We start from the raw sequence: 15,420 nt of genomic DNA, 5'->3' as shown, positions 1-15,420 counted from the left end.
CTCAGTCCTCCGCCATCGGGCGGCCGACGGTCTCGCGCGGGAACTGCACGGCGATCGCGCAGATCGCGAACAGCCCGGCGAGGAGGGCGAACATCCCGCCGACCCCCGAGGCGTCGAGCACGGCGCCGGCGAGGAGCGGGAACAGTCCGCCGGAGAGCGAGCCGAGGGCGAGGATCACCGAGGTGCCGAGGCCGCGGATGCGCGTGGGGTACTGCTCCGGAGCGAACAGCCAGATGGTGGTGTTGAGCACGATCACCGAGAAGTTGAAGAGGAAGCCGAAGACGAGCACCAGCGCGACGGTGGTGCCGAGGAAGCCGAAGCCGAGACCGGCGCCGATCCCGAGCAGGGCCGCGACCGTGAGCGTGAGCTTGCGCGGCAGCCGGCGGGCGGCGAGCGCCGCGACCAGCGCTCCGACGAGCGAGCCCGACTGCATCACGAGGGTATACCAGAGCGCACTGGTGATGTCGAAGCCGCGAGAGGTGAGGATCAGCGGGATCAGGGTGAGCATCGAGATCTGCGCGGCGTAGGACATGCAGACCGCGACGCCCAGGGCGATCGTGGTGCGGCGGTGGCGGCGGCCGAAGAGCTCGGTCCAGCGCGGGGTGCTCACGGCGGTGACGGGTCGGTCGGCGGCACCGCCCAGGTAGTCCACCTCGTCGGTCACGGGGCGGTGCAGCCGGCCCTGAGCGAGACGGTTGATCACGGTGTTCGCCTCGGCGACGCGGCCCCGGGCGGCGAGGTAGCGGGGAGTCTCGGGCAGCGCGCGCCGGTAGACCACGACCGCGAGGGCGGGGATCACCAGGATGCCGAAGAGCCAGCGCCAGCGGTCGTCGCCGGTGAAGACCGAGAAGACGATGACGCCGAAGAGCGGGGCGAGCATGTTGCCGAGTCCGGCCGCGGCGACGTTGATCAGGCCGACGGCGGTGCCGCGGTGCTTGGCAGAGAAGAACTCGGCCAGCATGATGACCGCCGTCGCGATCTCGCCGCCGAGGCCGAGGCCGACCAGGAAGCGCGCCGCGACCAGGATCTCGTAGCTGGGCGCGAAGGCGCAGAGCAGCGAGCCGACGGCGAAGATCATAAGGTTCGCGCCGAGGAGGGTGCGCCGCCCGATCCGGTCCATCACCACTCCGGCGAGGACCCGGCCGAGCGCGACCGCCGTGAAGGTCGCCGTGTTGAGCAGGCCGATCTGCGCGCCGGCGAGTCCCCAGTCGGCGGCGAGGATCGGGCCGGCGACGCCGACCGTGTTCTGCTCGATCGCGTCGAAGAAGACGCCGAAGAGGATCATCGCGACGATGCCGAGGTGGGCGCTCGTGACTCCGATGCGCGAGTAGGCGGCCTCGATGCGGTCGCCCATCGTCGTGGCGGGGGGCGGATTGGTGACGGTGCTCATGGGGCGGGTCCTTCCGGCGGAGTGGCGAGGGAGGCGCTCGGTATACCGAGGCACGTCGATCACGGTAGATCCGATCCGGCGCCAGGGTGTTTCGGGCAGATGAAGACGGCGTTACAAGGGCCGACGGGTCTCTCCTGCACCGCCCGCTACCCTTCGAGGACGGAGAACGGGTAGACCGACAGGAGCGCCGATGCCGACGAAGAGTCCCGCGCAGACGATGTCGCAGCGGGTGTACGAGGAGCTGCGCGCGCGCATCCTCGACGGCCGGCTGCCGGCGGGCGAGCCGATCCGCGAGCGCGATCTCGCCACCGAGCTCGCCGTCTCGCGCGTCCCGATCCGCGAGGCGCTGCCCTGGCTCGAGCTGGCCGGCCTGGTCACGGTGCGCCCGCGCAGCACCGCCGTCGTCTCGATCGTCCGGCGGCGCGATGTCGAGGAGCTCTACGACATCCGCTCGGCGCTCGAGCCGCTCGTGGCCCGCAAGGCCGCGGAGGCGGTGGCCCGCGGCGCCGACGCCTCGGCCCTGACCGCCGTCGTCGCCGACGCCAGCGCCGCCCTCGCCGCCGGCGACCTCGCGCGCTTCCACTCCGAGAGCGGCCGCATCCACGGCGCGATCGAGGCGATCGCGGGCAACCGGCTCCTGATCACCACGATGCAGCCGCTCGACGAGCGCAGCAACCGTCTCAACATCGCCAACATCCAGGCCGAGCCGGGCGTCCGGCACGACGAGCACGTGCGGCTCGCGGAGGCGATCGCCGCCGGCGACGCCCCGCTCGCCGTCTCCGTCGCCCACGCCCACGTCGAGTGGGGCCGCGCCCGCACCGTCGCCACCCTGGCCCACGTCCCCGGCTTCATCGACGACTGACGCGGCGGCCGGACCATGCTGATCGAGTAGCCCGCGAAGCGGGCACACCATGCTGATCGAGTAGCCCGCGAAGCGGGCGTATCGAGATCCACCACCGCCGGCAGGACGACTCTGCAGACCCGCCCTGCTAGCGACGGCGGGTCTCGATACGCCCCTCCGGGGCTACTCGACCAGCAGGAATGCGGCACCGGCCGAGCTCCGGCACGCCGAACCGCGTTCGGCACGTGGAAACCGGCGGAATCCGCGAGCCGGAGGCGATTCCGCGAGCCGGAGGCGTAGGAGCCCCGGCTGACAGCCGCGCCGAGGCGTCAGGCCGTCAGCCCGAGCGCGTCCATCCGGCGGGTGTGCGAGGCGATCAACTCGGTGAAGACCGGCTCGATCCGGGACTCGTCCGAGTCGGGGTTGCCCGAGCCCATCAGCGCCGAGCGCGCGACGAGCAGCGTGTCACCCACCAGTCGGCGCCCCCAGACCGCGAGGCGGGAGCCGAGGCGCTCGTCCGCGGCGATCTCGCGGCGGAGGATCGCGACCAGTCCGTCGACGCCGGTGTCGGCGCCGAGCGTCTGCGCCATCCGCGGTCCGACGTCGTTCGGCAGCCCGCCGGTGAGCCGGATGAAGAAGTCGTCGAGCAGCCCGGCGGTGATGTACGCCGAGAGCAGCGTCTCGTGCAGGTCGGCGCCGCGGGTGAGGTGCTCGAAGGTGTCGATGGCCGGCCGGAACGGCGCCATCGCCTCGCTCGGCTCGACGTCGCGCCGGCGCAGCTCGGCCACGACCGCGTGGTGCTTCGCCAGCGCGGTGCCGGCGGCGGCCGAGATCGCCTCCTTGTCGGCGAGGTCCTCCGTGCCCGCCACCCCGCGGGCCAGCGCCTCGAAGACGGCGAGCTGGAGGTAGGCCACCTGACCGAGGTAGGGCAGCAGCTGGGGGCTCAGGTCGGCGAGATCGACGCGGTCGCGCTTGCTCGTCGACTCTCCGCGCGGGGTCAGTCGGGGGGCTTCGCCGAGCGGACGTCGACGTCGGAACCAGGCTGCCATCCGATCAGTGTAGAGCGCGCACCGCCCGCGGTTCCGGGCCCGAGGACCCCCGTGGCGGTAGACTCGCCGGGATGTCACCGGCGCTGGATCGGTGACCCTGCGCCCGAGTCGTACAGGGGCGTGGACCGTTCGACACGACAGGCGCTTCACTCCGTGACTTTCTCCGATCTCAACATCGACGACGACATCGTCGCCGCACTCGCCGCCAAGGGCATCCTCGAGCCGTTCCCCATCCAGGAGCAGACCATCCCGCTGGCCCTGCAGAAGCAGGACATCATCGGGCAGGCCAAGACCGGCACCGGCAAGACCTTCGGCTTCGGCCTCCCCCTCATCCAGGCCCTCGGCAACGACCCCGAGCCCGGCGTCAAGGCGCTGATCGTGGTGCCGACCCGCGAGCTGGCCGTGCAGGTCACCGAGGACATCGAGCTCGCCGCCTCCAACCGGCCGACCAAGATCGTCTCGATCTACGGCGGCAAGGCCTACGAGGGTCAGATCGAGCAGCTCAAGGCCGGCGCGCAGATCGTCGTCGGCACCCCGGGCCGCCTGCTCGACCTCGCCGGACAGCGCCTGCTCTCGCTCGCGAGCGTGCAGACGATGGTCCTCGACGAGGCCGACAAGATGCTCGACCTCGGCTTCCTCTCCGACATCGAGAAGCTCTTCGCGCAGACCCCGGCCACCCGCCACACCATGCTCTTCTCGGCGACGATGCCCGGCGCGATCGTGGCCCTCGCCCGCCGCTTCATGAACAAGCCGATCCACATCCGCGCGACGGACCCCGACGAGGGCATCACGCAGGCGAACATCAAGCACATCGTCTACCGGGCGCACTCGCTCGACAAGGACGAGGTCATCGCCCGCATCCTGCAGGCCGAGGGCCGCGGCAAGACCGTCATCTTCACCCGCACCAAGCGCGCGGCCGCCCGCATCGTCGAGGAGCTCAACGACCGCGGCTTCAACGCCGCCGCCGTGCACGGCGACCTCAACCAGGAGCAGCGCGAGCGGGCGATGGCCGCGTTCAAGGCCGGCAAGAAGGACATCCTGATCGCGACCGACGTCGCGGCCCGCGGCATCGACGTCAACGATGTCACCCACGTGATCAACCACACGATCCCGGACGACGACCAGACCTACCTGCACCGCGTCGGCCGCACCGGCCGCGCCGGCAAGACCGGCATCGCCGTCACCTTCGTCGACTGGGAGGACCTGCACAAGTGGGCCCTCATCAACCGCGCGCTCGAGTTCGGCCAGCCCGACCCGGTCGAGACCTACTCCTCGTCGCCGCACCTCTACGAGGACCTCGCGATCCCCGTCGGCACGAAGGGCCGGCTGAAGCCGACTCCGATCCCCGCCGAGGCGAAGGCGGACGCCCGCCCCGAGCGCGCTCCCCGTCAGCGCGAGCCGCGGGAGCCGCGCGAGGGCGGCCGCGAGCCGCGTCGCCGCAGCCGCGGAGACTCCGGTGAGACCGCTCCCGCCGCGACTGAGGGCGAGCCGGTGCAGACCGGCCAGGCCCCCTCGAGCGAGAGCAAGGAGCACCACGACGGCAACAGCGAGCCCCGCCGCCGCACCCGCCAGCGCCGCCGCAGCCCCCGCCCGGACGGCTCGGCGTAGCCCTCCTCGGCCGCGGATCTCGATACGCCCGCTCCGCGGGCTACTCGATCAGCATGAAGGTCCGCTCCGCGGGCTGCTCGATCAGCAGGAGAAGCATGCTGGTCGAGTAGCTCCGGAGGCGCGTATCGAGACCCGGCCTTCAGCGGCGCGAGCTTCTGACAGCGGTGGATCTCGATACGCCCGCTCCGCGGGCTACTCGATCAGCATGCAAGTCCGCTCCGCGGGCTACTTAGTCGGCGTGCAGGACCGCTCCGCGGGCTGCTCGAACGGCACGCAGGACCGCTCCGCGGGTTGCTCGAACGGCAGGAGAAGCATGCTGGTCGAGTAGCCGCGTAGCGGCGTATCGAGACCCACCCCGCCGTGCCGTCGTCTCGGCTCAGCCCGCGCGCGCCGCCCCGCGGATGGCGTCGACGGTCGCGCGCGCCGTCGTGTTCTCGCCGAGCCGGTTCGGCTTGCCGGTGCCGTGGTAGTCGCTCGACCCGGTCGTGACGAGGGAGTACCGCGCCGCCAGCTCGCGCAGCCGCCGCTTGCCCGCGGCGGTGTTCTCCCGGTGCTCGACCTCGAGGCCGAACAGCCCCGCGTCGACCAGCTCCGGCAGCATCGACTCGATCGCGATGCCGCGGGTGCTCGTCGCGGGGTGCGCGATCACGGGCACGCCGCCCGCGGCCCGCACGAGCCGCACCGCCTCGACCGGGTCCGGGGCGTAGTGCGGCTGGAAGTAGCCTCCGCGCCAGTCGAGGATCCCCGCGAACGCCGCCGAGCGGTCGGTCGCGAGCCCGCGGGCGACCAGGGCGTCGGCGATGTGCGGGCGCCCGATCGTGGTGCCGGGGCTGGTCTGCGCCAGCACGTCGTCCCAGGTGAGGTCGTAGTCGGCCGCGATCGCCGCGACGATGGCCTGCGCGCGGTGCGAGCGCTCCGAGCGGATCCGCGAGGTCTCGGCCACGAGGCCGGGGTCCTCCGGATCGGGGAGGTACGCGAGCACGTGCACGCTCGCCCAGCCGACCCTCGAGGAGAGCTCCATCCCGGGCAGCAGGTCGATGCCCGCCTCCTCGGCCGCGGCGATCGCCGCCGCCCAGCCGCGGGTGGTGTCGTGGTCGGTCAGCGCGACGCCGTCGAGACCGGCCGAGGCGGCCGCGCGGACGAGCACCTCGGGCGGCTCGGTGCCGTCGGAGACGAGCGAGTGGGTGTGGAGGTCGTACCCGCCTCCGGGGACATGCATCCGGCCATCGTAGACGCGCGTCCTGCGGACTCCCCGGGACCGATGCCCTAGCCTGGGCCGGGATGGGGACACGACTGGTCAAGTTCGCGGTGGCGCTCGCAGTGGCGATCGTGCTGCTGGTGGTCGCGGCACCCGGCTTCTTCGGCCTCGCCGGTCAGACGCCCTTCGCGCAGCTGGTCTCGTTCCGCGCGGCCACCGCCCTGGCCGGGGTCGCCGGAGCCGTCGTCCTCGTCGTCGTCGCGGTGCTCGTCGAGCCCGTGCGCCGGCTCGCCCTCGTCCTCGGCGCCCTCGGCGTCGCCCTCGCGCTCGTGCTCGGCGGCCTGCAGGCGGTCCGCGGCGACGACTCCGCCCCGCCCCGCGCGCACCGCCTCGGCGACCTGCGCGTCCTGAGCTGGAACCTCCTGCACGACGGCGTCCCCGCCGAGACCGTCGCCGCGCTCGCGGACGCGAACGCCGCCGACGCGGTCGCCCTGCTCGAGGTGTCGCAGGAGCGCGCCGAGCAGGTCGGAGACGCCCTCGCCGCCGCCGGCCGCCCGATGATCCTGCACCTGGTCCCGGGCACCGGGCCGAGCGACGGCACGGCGCTGCTGCTCTCGCCCGCCCTCGGCGGCTACTCGGTCGACGCGGCGAGCACGCCGACCGCGACCAGCGCCTCCCTCGTCGCCCGCCCCGACACCCCGGAGCGCCCAGTGATCGCGGCCGTGCACACCACCGCCCCGCTGCCCGCCCACGCGACCGAGTGGCGCAGCGACCTGGCCAGGCTGGCCGACCTCTGCACCGCCGAGGAGGACCTCGTCGTCCTGGGTGATCTCAACTCGACTCTCGACCACTGGTCGGCCCTCCCGGGCGACGCCGACCTCGGCGGCTGCACGGACGCCGGACGGCTCGCGAACGCCGCCGCCGTCGGCACCTGGCCGACGAGCCTCCCGCCGGCCCTCGCCGCTCCGATCGACCACGTGCTGTTCTCCGGTCGCTGGGACGTCTCCGGCTTCGACGTGCTGGACGACCAGGACGACGCCGGCAGCGACCACCGCCCGGTGCTCGCGCAGCTCTCGGTCCGCGGGATGGTCAAGGAGTCGTCCTGACCCCTGCCCCCTGACCCTGCCCCGGCCGCCGTGTCGGGCGCAGGGAGGAGAATGGCGGCATGACGAACACGGACGAGCAGACCACCACCGCCGCACCGGAGACCGTCGCCGCCGCTCCCGCGCCGCGCGCGACCACGAACCGCTCCACGACCCCCGGCTCCGACCGGTTCCGCGACTTCATCGCGTCCGGCTGGGCCGAGCGCGAGGAGACCCTCCCCGCGCCGCGCGAGCAGGCCGCCTTCGCCGCGCGCCGCCGCGAGCGCCTCTCGGCCCTGCACACCGGCGTCCGCCTGATCGTGCCGGCCGGGCGGCTGAAGCAGCGGGCCAACGACACCGACTACCCGTTCCGCGCGCACTCCGCCTTCACCTGGCTGACCGGCTGGGGCTCGGACTCGGAGCCCGGCGCCGTGCTGGTGCTCGAACCCGCGGGCGAGGGCCACACCGCGACGCTCTACTTCCGCGAGCGGGCCGGCCGCGACTCCGACGAGTTCTACGCCAACTCCGAGATCGGCGAGTTCTGGATCGGCCCGCGCCCCTCGCTCGCGCAGGTCGCGGCCGACCTCGGACTCGAGACCCGGGGCATCGCGGAGCTCGACGCCGTCCTGGACGCCGGCGAGGCGCCGGTCGCGGTCCTCCGCGAGGCGGACCCCGTGGTCACCGCGCGCGTGGACGCGCAGGCACCCGATGCGGAGTCCGACGGCGACGCCCTCGAGCGCGACCTCTCCGAGCTGCGCCTGGTCAAGGACGAGTACGAGATCGCCGAGCTGCGCGCGGCCGTCGACGCCACCGCCCGCGGCTTCGAGGACGTCCTCGCCGACCTGCCCCGCATCATCCGGCACGAGCGCGGCGAGCGCCTGATCGAGGGCGTCTTCAACGGCCGCGCCCGCGCCGACGGCAACGCGGTCGGCTACGACACCATCGCCGCCGCCGGTGCGCACGCCTGCATCCTGCACTGGACCCGCAACGACGGACCGGTGCGCTCCGGCGACCTGGTGCTCCTCGACGCCGGCGTGGAGCAGGAGAGCTACTACACCGCCGACATCACCCGGACCTTCCCCGTCGACGGCCGCTACACCGAGGCGCAGCGCCGCGTGCACGAGACGGTCCGGGAGGCGGCCGACGCCGCCTTCGCGATCGTCCGGCCCGGCATCCGCTTCCGCGAGGTGCACGCGGCCGCGATGGCCGTCATCGCCCGGCGCACCGCCGAGTGGGGCCTGCTGCCGGTGAGCGCCGAGGAGGCGCTCGAGGCCGACAACCAGCAGCACCGCCGCTACATGGTGCACGGCACCAGCCACCACCTGGGCCTCGACGTGCACGACTGCGCGAAGGCCCGCCGCGAGATGTACCTGGACGGGATCGTCGAGGCCGGCATGGTCTTCACGATCGAGCCGGGCCTCTACTTCCAGCCCGACGACCTCACCGTCCCCGAGGAGCTGCGCGGCATCGGCGTGCGGATCGAGGACGACGTCCTCGTGACGGCGGACGGCGCCGAGAACCTGTCGGCCGGCATCCCCCGCTCCGCCGACGAGATCGAGGCGTGGATGGCGCGGCTGGCCGGCTGAGGCACGACCCGCACGGATCCGGGTCGGGGTCGGCGTCGCTCAGGCGGCGACGGCCTCGACCGGGTTCTGCCGGGCAACGGCGTGCGCGAGCCCCTCGAGCAGGACAGCGAGCTGCCCGGCCGGCGCCGCCGGGTCCTCCGGGTGCCACTGCACGCCGACGATCGGCGCGTCGCGGTGCTCCAGCGCCTCGACGACGCCGTCCTCCGCCCGGGCGACGACCCGCAGGCCCGGGGCGAGCGCGTCGACCGCCTGGTGGTGCGCGCTCTGCACGGCGAGCGCCTCCGCGCCGAAGAGGCCGCCGAGGGTCGAGTCCGCGGCGAGCACCACATCGTGGCGGTGCATGCGCTCGTGCACCGGCGCGTCGGCGTTGAGGTGCGCGGCCTCCGGGCCGAGGTCCGGGACGAGCGTGCCGCCGAGGGCGACGTTGACGATCTGGAGTCCGCGGCAGATGCCGAGCAGCGGGGTGCGGCGGGCGAGAGCCCGGCGGACCAGGGCGATCTGGGCGGCGTCGGCCTGCTCCGCGTGCGGGCCCTCGCCGGCGTAGCCGCGGGCGACGCCGTAGCGCTCGGGGGCGATGTCCTCGCCGCCGGCCAGCACGATCGCGTCGGCGCCGAGCGTGCGCTCGAGCAGCCGCGCGGTGCCGAGGTCCTCCGCCGCGAAGCGCTCCGCCTCCCAGCCGAGCTCGCGGGCGAGGCCCAGGATGCGGCCGTTGAGCATCTGCACGTAGGCGTGGTACTCGTCGCGTCCGGGGCGCGTCGAGGCGACTTCGACGATGGCGAGCGTTCCTGGCATGCCTCCATCCTGGGCACGGGCGGGCGGCGGGTCGAGTCGCGACGACACGCTCGGTAACACAGGGCCCGTACGATCACGGAGTGACCTCGCCGACCCCGTCCCTCCCGGAGCGGCTGCACCGCTCCCGCGCCGACGTCTCCGTCCTCGCGGGCACCACCTCCGAGCGCCAGGTGCGCCCCCTCCGCGAGGCGATCGAGGCGGCCGCCGAGCGCGACGACGCCGCCGCGGCCGCGCTGCTCGACGCCGTCGAGGCGCAGACGGTGCTGCTGGAGCGCGCCGAGACCCAGCTGAGCGCTCTGGAGCGCTCGGTGCGGGACGACCTCGACCGCGCAGCCACCCTGACCGGCGTGCGGACCACCGCGCAGCTCGCCTCCGCCGCCGACGTCGCGACCGCCTGCGCCGCCGCGACCGCCCTGCTGCTCAGCGCCGACGACGCGCGCGCCTCGGACGTCCGGCACGACCCCTCTGTCGTCCTCGCCCTGCTGCTCGAGGCCGACGCCGCCCTCGACGCGGTGGTCGCCGGCTACCGCGAGCCGCGGGCGCAGGCCGAGCGGCAGCTGCTCCTCGTCGAGGGGGCCCGCACCGTCGCCCTGCTCGGGGCCGACGCGGTCGCCCTGCTGGCGGCCGTGCACGGCGAGCGGATCACCGCCGCGCCGCGCATCCTCGCCGAGGAGACCCGCTCCCAGCTGGACGCCGCCCTGCACCTCGCGGCGGCGGATCCGTCCGCCGCACTCGAGCAGGCGAGGGCCGCCGACGACCGCGCCCGCTCCGCGCTGGACGAGGCGCTGCTCGACCTCGACGGCCCCGAGGCGCCGTCCGCGGATCCGCTCGCGGGCGCGCCCGGCGAGCTCCCGGCCGCCTGATCCGGCGAGGCCTCGACCCCCGCGAGTCGCGTGCCATAGTGAGAGCCATGGCCTCCTTCCTCGTCGTCCCCCAGTGGCAGGGATCCGCCTCGACGCGGGCCATGCGCCTCGTCGACGGAGCCGAGGCGATCCGCGGCGATCTGCCCTCCTCCGCCACGGTCGTCGTCGACGTCCCGCCGGAGGCGGGCGACGCGCAGGACACCGGAGTCCGCCGCTACGCGTCCGTCGCCGTGACCGCCGAGCGGGTCCGCGAGGCGCTGGTCGGCCGCCCCGGGCCGATCGTGACGATCGGCGGCGACTGCGGCGTGGAGTTCGCGGCGATCGGGCACGCGGTCCGCTCCTCCCCCGAGCCGGTCGCGCTGGTCTGGTTCGACGCGCACCCGGACGCGAACACCCCGGAGACCTCGCCGAGCGGCGCGTTCTGCGGCATGGTGCTGTCGGCCGTCCTCGGCCGCGGCGTCGGACTGCTCAGCGCCTCGGCCGCGGACCGGATCGCCGACGAGCACGTCGTGCTCGCGGGCGTCCGCGCCTCGGACCCGGGCGAGCTCGAGGGACTGCTCGAGCGCGGCGCCACCCACCTCGGCGTCGACGCGCTCGATCCGGAGGCGCTCGTCGCCGCCGTCGAGGCGACCGGTGCCGGCTCGGTCTACGTGCACATCGACCTCGACGTCCTCGACCCGGCCGAGGTCGCCGGACTCTTCGACCCCGTGCCGTTCGGCGTCCCCGCCTCGCGGCTGGTCGAGTGCCTCGCCGCGCTGCGGGCCCGGTTCCCGCTCGCCGGCGCGGGTCTCACCTCCTTCGCGCCGTCCTCGCCGACCGCCGCGGTCGACGACCTGCCGACGATCCTCCGCCTGGTCGGCGCGACGACCCGCGGCGTCTGAGCACTCCGCGCCGTCCGAGCACCGGCCCGCACGCCGTCGGCCTGAGCGGCGACTCCGAATCGGCGCCCCGCCGCGACCCGGTGTCGGCGGCAGCGGGCAAGATGGACGGACGCGACCCGAGCGGAGGACCGATGAGCGACGACCGGCGACGTGTGCGCACCGAACGGCGCGGGCACGTGCTCGAGATCGTCCTCGACCGGCCCGAGAAGCGGAACGCCGCCGACTTCCGGCTCCTCGGCGAGCTGGCCGCCGCCTACGGCGAGCTGGACCGCGATCCGGAGCTGCGCGCGGGCGTCGTCCTCGCCGAGGGCGCCCACTTCACCGCCGGGCTCGACCTCGCCGACATCGGGCCGCGGCTCGGCGGCGACGGCCTGGACTTCGTGCCCGAGGGCGGCCTCGACCCGTGGGCGATCCGCACCCGCCCGGTGGCCAAGCCCGTCGTGATCGGCCTGCAGGGCACCTGCCTCACCCTCGGCATCGAGCTGGCGCTCGCGAGCGACGTCGTCCTCGCCGAGGAGTCGACCCGCTTCGGCCAGATCGAGGTCGCCCGCGGCATCCTGCCCTTCGGCGGCGCGACCCTGCGCTTCCCGCGCGCGGCCGGCTGGGGGGACGCGATGCGCTGGATCCTCACCGGCGACGAGTTCGACGCCCGCGAGGCGCACCGGATCGGCCTCGTCCAGGAGGTGGTGCCCGACGGCACCGTCGCCGAGGCCGCCCGTGCGCTCGCCGAGCGGATCGCTGCGCAGGCCCCGCTCGCCGTCCAGGCGGCGCTCGCGAGCGCACGGCTCGCCGTCGCCTCCTCCGACGCCGAGACGGCCGCCGCCCTGCCCGCCGAGCTGGCGCGCCTCGCCGCGTCCGACGACGCGCGGATCGGCATGAAGGCCTTCCTCTCCCGCACCCGAGCGGAGTTCACCGGCCGATGAGCGAGCAGGCACCCGTGACCACCACCACCGCGTCCACCCCCGCTGCCGCGCCCCGAGCGCCCTCCTCCCCGCTGGAGGCCCAGCGCGAGCGCGCGGCCCAGCAGCTCGAGGTACGCCTGCGCTACGGCGACCAGGTCTGGGAGCTGCGCGAGGTCGACCACTTCGCCGTCTTCTCCCGCCGCTCGAGGGCGCGCCGGGCCGGGCGGGCGCTCGTCGCCTCCGGCTTCGAGATCGCGATCTCGCGCCTACGGCTGCGGCTCGTGCTGGTGGCGAGCCACCACGCCGCGGTGGACGAGGAGGCGACGACCGCCTTCCTCCGCCAGGTGATCGAGGTCGTCGAGCGCGAGGGCGGCCGCTACGACGGCTGGCGTGCCGAGATCGTGCCTGCGCACTGAGAACGTCCTCCGGGCCGCACGGCGCCGGAGTCCAGGACAGAACGGGCGATCCGCCCCCGAGAACGATCCGGAGAGACCATGACCACGCCGAGCACCGACGCCGCGACCGACACCGCCCCCACCGACACCTTCGATCTGATCGTCATCGGCGCGGGGCCGGTCGGCGAGAACATCGCCGACCGCGCCGTGCAGGGCGGGCTGACCGCCGCGATCGTCGAGAGCGAGCTGGTCGGCGGCGAGTGCTCCTACTGGGCCTGCATGCCGTCCAAGGCGCTGCTGCGCGCGCCGATGGCGCTCCGGGCCGCCCGCGACCTCCCGGGAGCGGCGCAGGCCGTCACCGGCGGTGTCGACATCGCCGCGCTCCTGGCGCACCGCGACTCCGTCACCAGCGGCTTCGACGACCACGGCCAGGTCCAGTGGCTCGAGGGTGCCGGCATCGAGCTCGTCCGCGGCCACGGCCGCCTCAGCGGCGTGCGCGAGGTGAGCGTCACCGCCCCTGACGGCTCCGTCCGCGTCTTGCACGCCCGGAGCGCCGTCGCCGTCGCGACCGGCACCAGCGCCGTCGTCCCCGACATCCCGGGGCTGCGCGCCGCCTCCCCGTGGACCAGCCGCGAGGCGACCAGCGCCGAGATCGTCCCCGGCCGCCTCGTCGTCATCGGCGGCGGCGTCGTCGCCTGCGAGATGGCGACGGCCTACGCCGGCATGGGCGCCACCGTGACCCTGCTCGCCCGCAGCGGACTGCTCGCCCCGTTCGAGCCCTTCGCCGGCGAGCTGGTCGGCGACGCCCTCCGCGAGCTCGGCGTCGACGTGCGGATCGGCGGCTCCCCCGCCTCGGTCGAGCGCCGCGCCGACGGCACCGTCGCCGTGACCCTGGAGGGCGGTGACGTCGTCGAGGCCGACGAGATCCTCGCCGCCACCGGCCGCGCCCCGCAGACCCGCGACATCGGTCTCGAGGTCGTCGGGCTCGAGCCGGGCGACTCGCTGACGGTCGACGACACGATGCTCGTGCTCGGCGCGGACGGCTCCCCGGTCGGCTCCGGCACGCCCTGGCTCTACGGCGTCGGCGACGTCAACCACCGCGCGCTGCTCACCCACCAGGGCAAGTACCAGGCCCGCGCCGCCGGCGACGTGATCGTCGCCCGCAGCACCGGCGGCGAGGTGAAGGACGCGCCGTGGGGCGCCCACGTCGCCACGGCCGACCACGAGGCCGTGCCGCAGGTCGTCTTCACCGACCCGGAGGTCGCCTCCGTCGGCCTCACCGCCGCCGCGGCCGAGAAGGCGGGCTACCGCACCAGGGTCGTCGACTACGAGATCGGCTCCGTCGCCGGCGCCTCGCTCGCCGCCGTCGGCTACAAGGGCACAGCCCGGATGGTCGTCGACGAGGACCGCAAGGTCCTGCTCGGCGTCACCTTCGTCGGCAAGGAGGTCGGCGAGCTCGTGCACTCCGCGACGATCGCCGTCGTCGGCGAGGTCCCGCTGTCCCGCCTCTGGCACGCGGTCCCCTCCTACCCGACGATCAGCGAGGTCTGGCTGCGCCTGCTCGAGACCTACGGGCGCGACAGCGCGTGAGCGCCCTGCGGCGCGCGGTCGCGGTCGTCGCCCTCGACCCGGCGATCACCCGGCCCGGCTACCTCTTCGCCTGCGCGGTCGGGCTGGCCTGGGGCGCGCTCTGGAGCACGGGCCCGATCGAGCGCCGCAACGGGCTCGTCGTCTTCACCGGGCTGCCCTCCTGGGCCTTCGGCCGCGGCGGCTCCTGCGTCGGCACGAGCTATCTGACGGACAGCAACGTCTCCGACCGCGTGCTCGAGCACGAGGCCGTGCACAAGGTGCAGTGGCGCACCTTCGGCATGTGGTTCCCGCTGATGTACTTCGTCGCCGGCCGCGACCCGCTGCGGAACCGCTTCGAGATCGAGGCCGGCCTCGAGAAGGGCGGCTACGTCCGTGGTCGCTGATCAGACGGGGCGCGTCGTCGTCCTCACCGGGGCGAGCTCCGGGATCGGGCGGGTCGCCGCCGCCGCGCTGGCCTCGGCCGGCGCCCGCGTCGCCGTCGTCGGGAGGAACGCCGAGCGCACCCGAGCGGTCGCCGACGAGATCGGCGGCGACCCGTTCGTCACGGACTTCGACCGTCTCGACGACGTCCGCGACCTCGCCGCGGCGCTGCTCGCCCGCTACGACGGCATCGACGTGCTCGCGAACAACGCGGGCGGCCTCGTCTCGCACCGCGGCGAGACGGTCGACGGGCACGAGCGGACGATCCAGAGCAACCACCTGGCCCCGTTCCTGCTGACGCGGCTCCTGCTCCCCCGCCTGATCGAGACCGGGCGCGAGCGCCCCGGTGCCCGCGTGGTCTCCACCGCGAGCGCCGCCAACCGCATCGGCCGGCTCTCGCTCGACGACCTCGACCGCCGGCGCGGGCCGTGGCTGGGCGGCTGGCGCGCCTACGGCACCTCGAAGCTCGCCACGATCCTCTTCGTCCGCGAGCTGGCCGAGCGCCTGCTGCCGACCGCCGTCGACGCCTACTCGTTCCACCCGGGCGTCGTCGCGACCGGCTTCGGCGCCGACTCGCGGCTGATGTCGCTGCTGTCGCTGAGCGGGTCGCCGGGCATCTCCGCCGACGCGGGCGCCGTCCCGCTGATCACGCTGGCGTCCGAACCCGACGTCGGCGCGGCGAGCGGCAGCTACTTCGATGGGCTCCGGCCCGGCGGCGCGACGGCCGCGCAGGCGCGCGACCGGCAGCTCGGCCGCGACCTCTGGACGCTCTCCAGCCGCCTGGTCGGCGTCCCCGCCGCGCTCTGAGGGCGGAGGGGACGCG

At 74.5% G+C, this 15,420-nt stretch carries 15 protein-coding genes; 11 read left to right on the top strand and 4 right to left on the bottom strand.

Going from position 1 to position 15,420, the window contains the following annotated elements:
- Nucleotide 1 precedes the first annotated feature (1 nt).
- A complete protein-coding gene (locus EDF35_RS16390; protein ID WP_243583074.1) occupies nucleotides 2–1,390 on the bottom strand; it encodes an MFS transporter in 1,389 nt (462 codons plus the stop codon).
- A gap of 190 nt (nucleotides 1,391–1,580) precedes the next feature.
- Between EDF35_RS16390 and EDF35_RS16385 the strand changes: the two genes are divergently transcribed.
- Nucleotides 1,581–2,252 carry a GntR family transcriptional regulator gene (locus EDF35_RS16385; protein ID WP_133963120.1) on the top strand — a complete coding sequence of 224 codons (672 nt, stop codon included), beginning with the start codon at nucleotides 1,581–1,583 and terminating at the stop codon, nucleotides 2,250–2,252.
- A gap of 308 nt (nucleotides 2,253–2,560) precedes the next feature.
- Here EDF35_RS16385 and EDF35_RS16380 read toward each other — a convergent pair whose 3' ends face one another.
- Nucleotides 2,561–3,280 (bottom strand): ferritin-like fold-containing protein, encoded by a 720-nt coding sequence (locus EDF35_RS16380; RefSeq protein ID WP_133963119.1) that lies wholly within the window; start codon nucleotides 3,278–3,280, stop codon nucleotides 2,561–2,563.
- A gap of 153 nt (nucleotides 3,281–3,433) precedes the next feature.
- Between EDF35_RS16380 and EDF35_RS16375 the strand changes: the two genes are divergently transcribed.
- Nucleotides 3,434–4,888 (top strand): DEAD/DEAH box helicase, encoded by a 1,455-nt coding sequence (locus tag EDF35_RS16375; protein ID WP_123447590.1) that lies wholly within the window; start codon nucleotides 3,434–3,436, stop codon nucleotides 4,886–4,888.
- Between the two features lie 376 nt (nucleotides 4,889–5,264).
- Here the strand turns inward: EDF35_RS16375 and EDF35_RS16370 are convergent, their stop codons facing one another.
- A complete protein-coding gene (locus tag EDF35_RS16370) occupies nucleotides 5,265–6,107 on the bottom strand; it encodes a PHP domain-containing protein (RefSeq protein ID WP_123705107.1) in 843 nt (280 codons plus the stop codon).
- 62 nt (nucleotides 6,108–6,169) lie between these two features.
- On the opposite strand from EDF35_RS16370, the gene EDF35_RS16365 reads away from it, so the two are divergent.
- Complete coding sequence (locus tag EDF35_RS16365; protein WP_127887188.1) at nucleotides 6,170–7,192, top strand: endonuclease/exonuclease/phosphatase family protein; 1,023 nt, start codon at nucleotides 6,170–6,172, stop codon at nucleotides 7,190–7,192.
- A 59-nt stretch (nucleotides 7,193–7,251) separates the two neighbouring features.
- A complete protein-coding gene (locus EDF35_RS16360) occupies nucleotides 7,252–8,754 on the top strand; it encodes an aminopeptidase P family protein (protein ID WP_133963118.1) in 1,503 nt (500 codons plus the stop codon).
- A gap of 39 nt (nucleotides 8,755–8,793) precedes the next feature.
- Here the strand turns inward: EDF35_RS16360 and EDF35_RS16355 are convergent, their stop codons facing one another.
- On the bottom strand, nucleotides 8,794–9,546 hold the full coding sequence (locus tag EDF35_RS16355; RefSeq protein ID WP_123447594.1) for a gamma-glutamyl-gamma-aminobutyrate hydrolase family protein: 753 nt from the start codon (nucleotides 9,544–9,546) through the stop codon (nucleotides 8,794–8,796).
- Nucleotides 9,547–9,626: 80 nt separating this feature from the next.
- Here EDF35_RS16355 and EDF35_RS16350 point away from each other — a divergent pair, with 80 nt between their 5' ends.
- The 7 genes from EDF35_RS16350 (at nucleotide 9,627) to EDF35_RS16320 (ending at nucleotide 15,404) form a co-directional block, all read left to right on the top strand.
- Nucleotides 9,627–10,409, top strand: coding sequence for a hypothetical protein (locus tag EDF35_RS16350; protein ID WP_123447595.1), 783 nt, complete (start codon nucleotides 9,627–9,629; stop codon nucleotides 10,407–10,409).
- Between the two features lie 47 nt (nucleotides 10,410–10,456).
- Nucleotides 10,457–11,290 carry an arginase family protein gene (locus EDF35_RS16345; RefSeq protein ID WP_133963117.1) on the top strand — a complete coding sequence of 278 codons (834 nt, stop codon included), beginning with the start codon at nucleotides 10,457–10,459 and terminating at the stop codon, nucleotides 11,288–11,290.
- Nucleotides 11,291–11,421: 131 nt separating this feature from the next.
- Nucleotides 11,422–12,213 (top strand): crotonase/enoyl-CoA hydratase family protein, encoded by a 792-nt coding sequence (locus EDF35_RS16340; protein WP_133963116.1) that lies wholly within the window; start codon nucleotides 11,422–11,424, stop codon nucleotides 12,211–12,213.
- 14 nt (nucleotides 12,214–12,227) lie between these two features.
- Nucleotides 12,228–12,608: a ribonuclease E inhibitor RraB gene (locus EDF35_RS16335; protein ID WP_133963115.1), complete on the top strand. Its 381-nt coding sequence runs from the start codon at nucleotides 12,228–12,230 to the stop codon at nucleotides 12,606–12,608.
- 78 nt (nucleotides 12,609–12,686) lie between these two features.
- The gene (locus EDF35_RS16330) at nucleotides 12,687–14,177 is read left to right on the top strand and encodes an NAD(P)/FAD-dependent oxidoreductase (RefSeq protein ID WP_133963114.1); all 1,491 of its coding nucleotides are present in this window, start codon (nucleotides 12,687–12,689) and stop codon (nucleotides 14,175–14,177) included.
- Nucleotides 14,174–14,560, top strand: coding sequence for a Fe-S oxidoreductase (locus tag EDF35_RS16325; RefSeq protein ID WP_123447600.1), 387 nt, complete (start codon nucleotides 14,174–14,176; stop codon nucleotides 14,558–14,560). The genes EDF35_RS16330 and EDF35_RS16325 overlap by 4 nt, the downstream gene beginning before the upstream one ends.
- Nucleotides 14,550–15,404: an SDR family NAD(P)-dependent oxidoreductase gene (locus EDF35_RS16320; RefSeq protein ID WP_133963113.1), complete on the top strand. Its 855-nt coding sequence runs from the start codon at nucleotides 14,550–14,552 to the stop codon at nucleotides 15,402–15,404. The genes EDF35_RS16325 and EDF35_RS16320 overlap by 11 nt, the downstream gene beginning before the upstream one ends.
- Nucleotides 15,405–15,420 lie beyond the last annotated feature (16 nt).

Origin of the sequence: Rathayibacter sp. PhB151, from assembly GCF_004366415.1 — a bacterium.
GTDB lineage: Bacteria > Actinomycetota > Actinomycetes > Actinomycetales > Microbacteriaceae > Rathayibacter > Rathayibacter festucae.
This window is presented reverse-complemented; position numbering and strand designations above follow the sequence as displayed.

What these genes read in the sequence shown, in the direction of transcription:
- EDF35_RS16365 (WP_127887188.1), top strand. Translation starts at nt 6,170, where the DNA reads ATGGGGACACGACTGGTCAAGTTCGCGGTGGCGCTCGCAGTGGCGATC.
- EDF35_RS16385 (WP_133963120.1), top strand. Translation starts at nt 1,581, where the DNA reads ATGCCGACGAAGAGTCCCGCGCAGACGATGTCGCAGCGGGTGTACGAG.
- EDF35_RS16340 (WP_133963116.1), top strand. Translation starts at nt 11,422, where the DNA reads ATGAGCGACGACCGGCGACGTGTGCGCACCGAACGGCGCGGGCACGTG.
- EDF35_RS16370 (WP_123705107.1), bottom strand. Translation starts at nt 6,107, where the DNA reads ATGCATGTCCCCGGAGGCGGGTACGACCTCCACACCCACTCGCTCGTC.
- EDF35_RS16345 (WP_133963117.1), top strand. Translation starts at nt 10,457, where the DNA reads ATGGCCTCCTTCCTCGTCGTCCCCCAGTGGCAGGGATCCGCCTCGACG.
- EDF35_RS16380 (WP_133963119.1), bottom strand. Translation starts at nt 3,280, where the DNA reads ATGGCAGCCTGGTTCCGACGTCGACGTCCGCTCGGCGAAGCCCCCCGA.
- EDF35_RS16355 (WP_123447594.1), bottom strand. Translation starts at nt 9,546, where the DNA reads ATGCCAGGAACGCTCGCCATCGTCGAAGTCGCCTCGACGCGCCCCGGA.
- EDF35_RS16360 (WP_133963118.1), top strand. Translation starts at nt 7,252, where the DNA reads ATGACGAACACGGACGAGCAGACCACCACCGCCGCACCGGAGACCGTC.
- EDF35_RS16390 (WP_243583074.1), bottom strand. Translation starts at nt 1,390, where the DNA reads ATGAGCACCGTCACCAATCCGCCCCCCGCCACGACGATGGGCGACCGC.
- EDF35_RS16330 (WP_133963114.1), top strand. Translation starts at nt 12,687, where the DNA reads ATGACCACGCCGAGCACCGACGCCGCGACCGACACCGCCCCCACCGAC.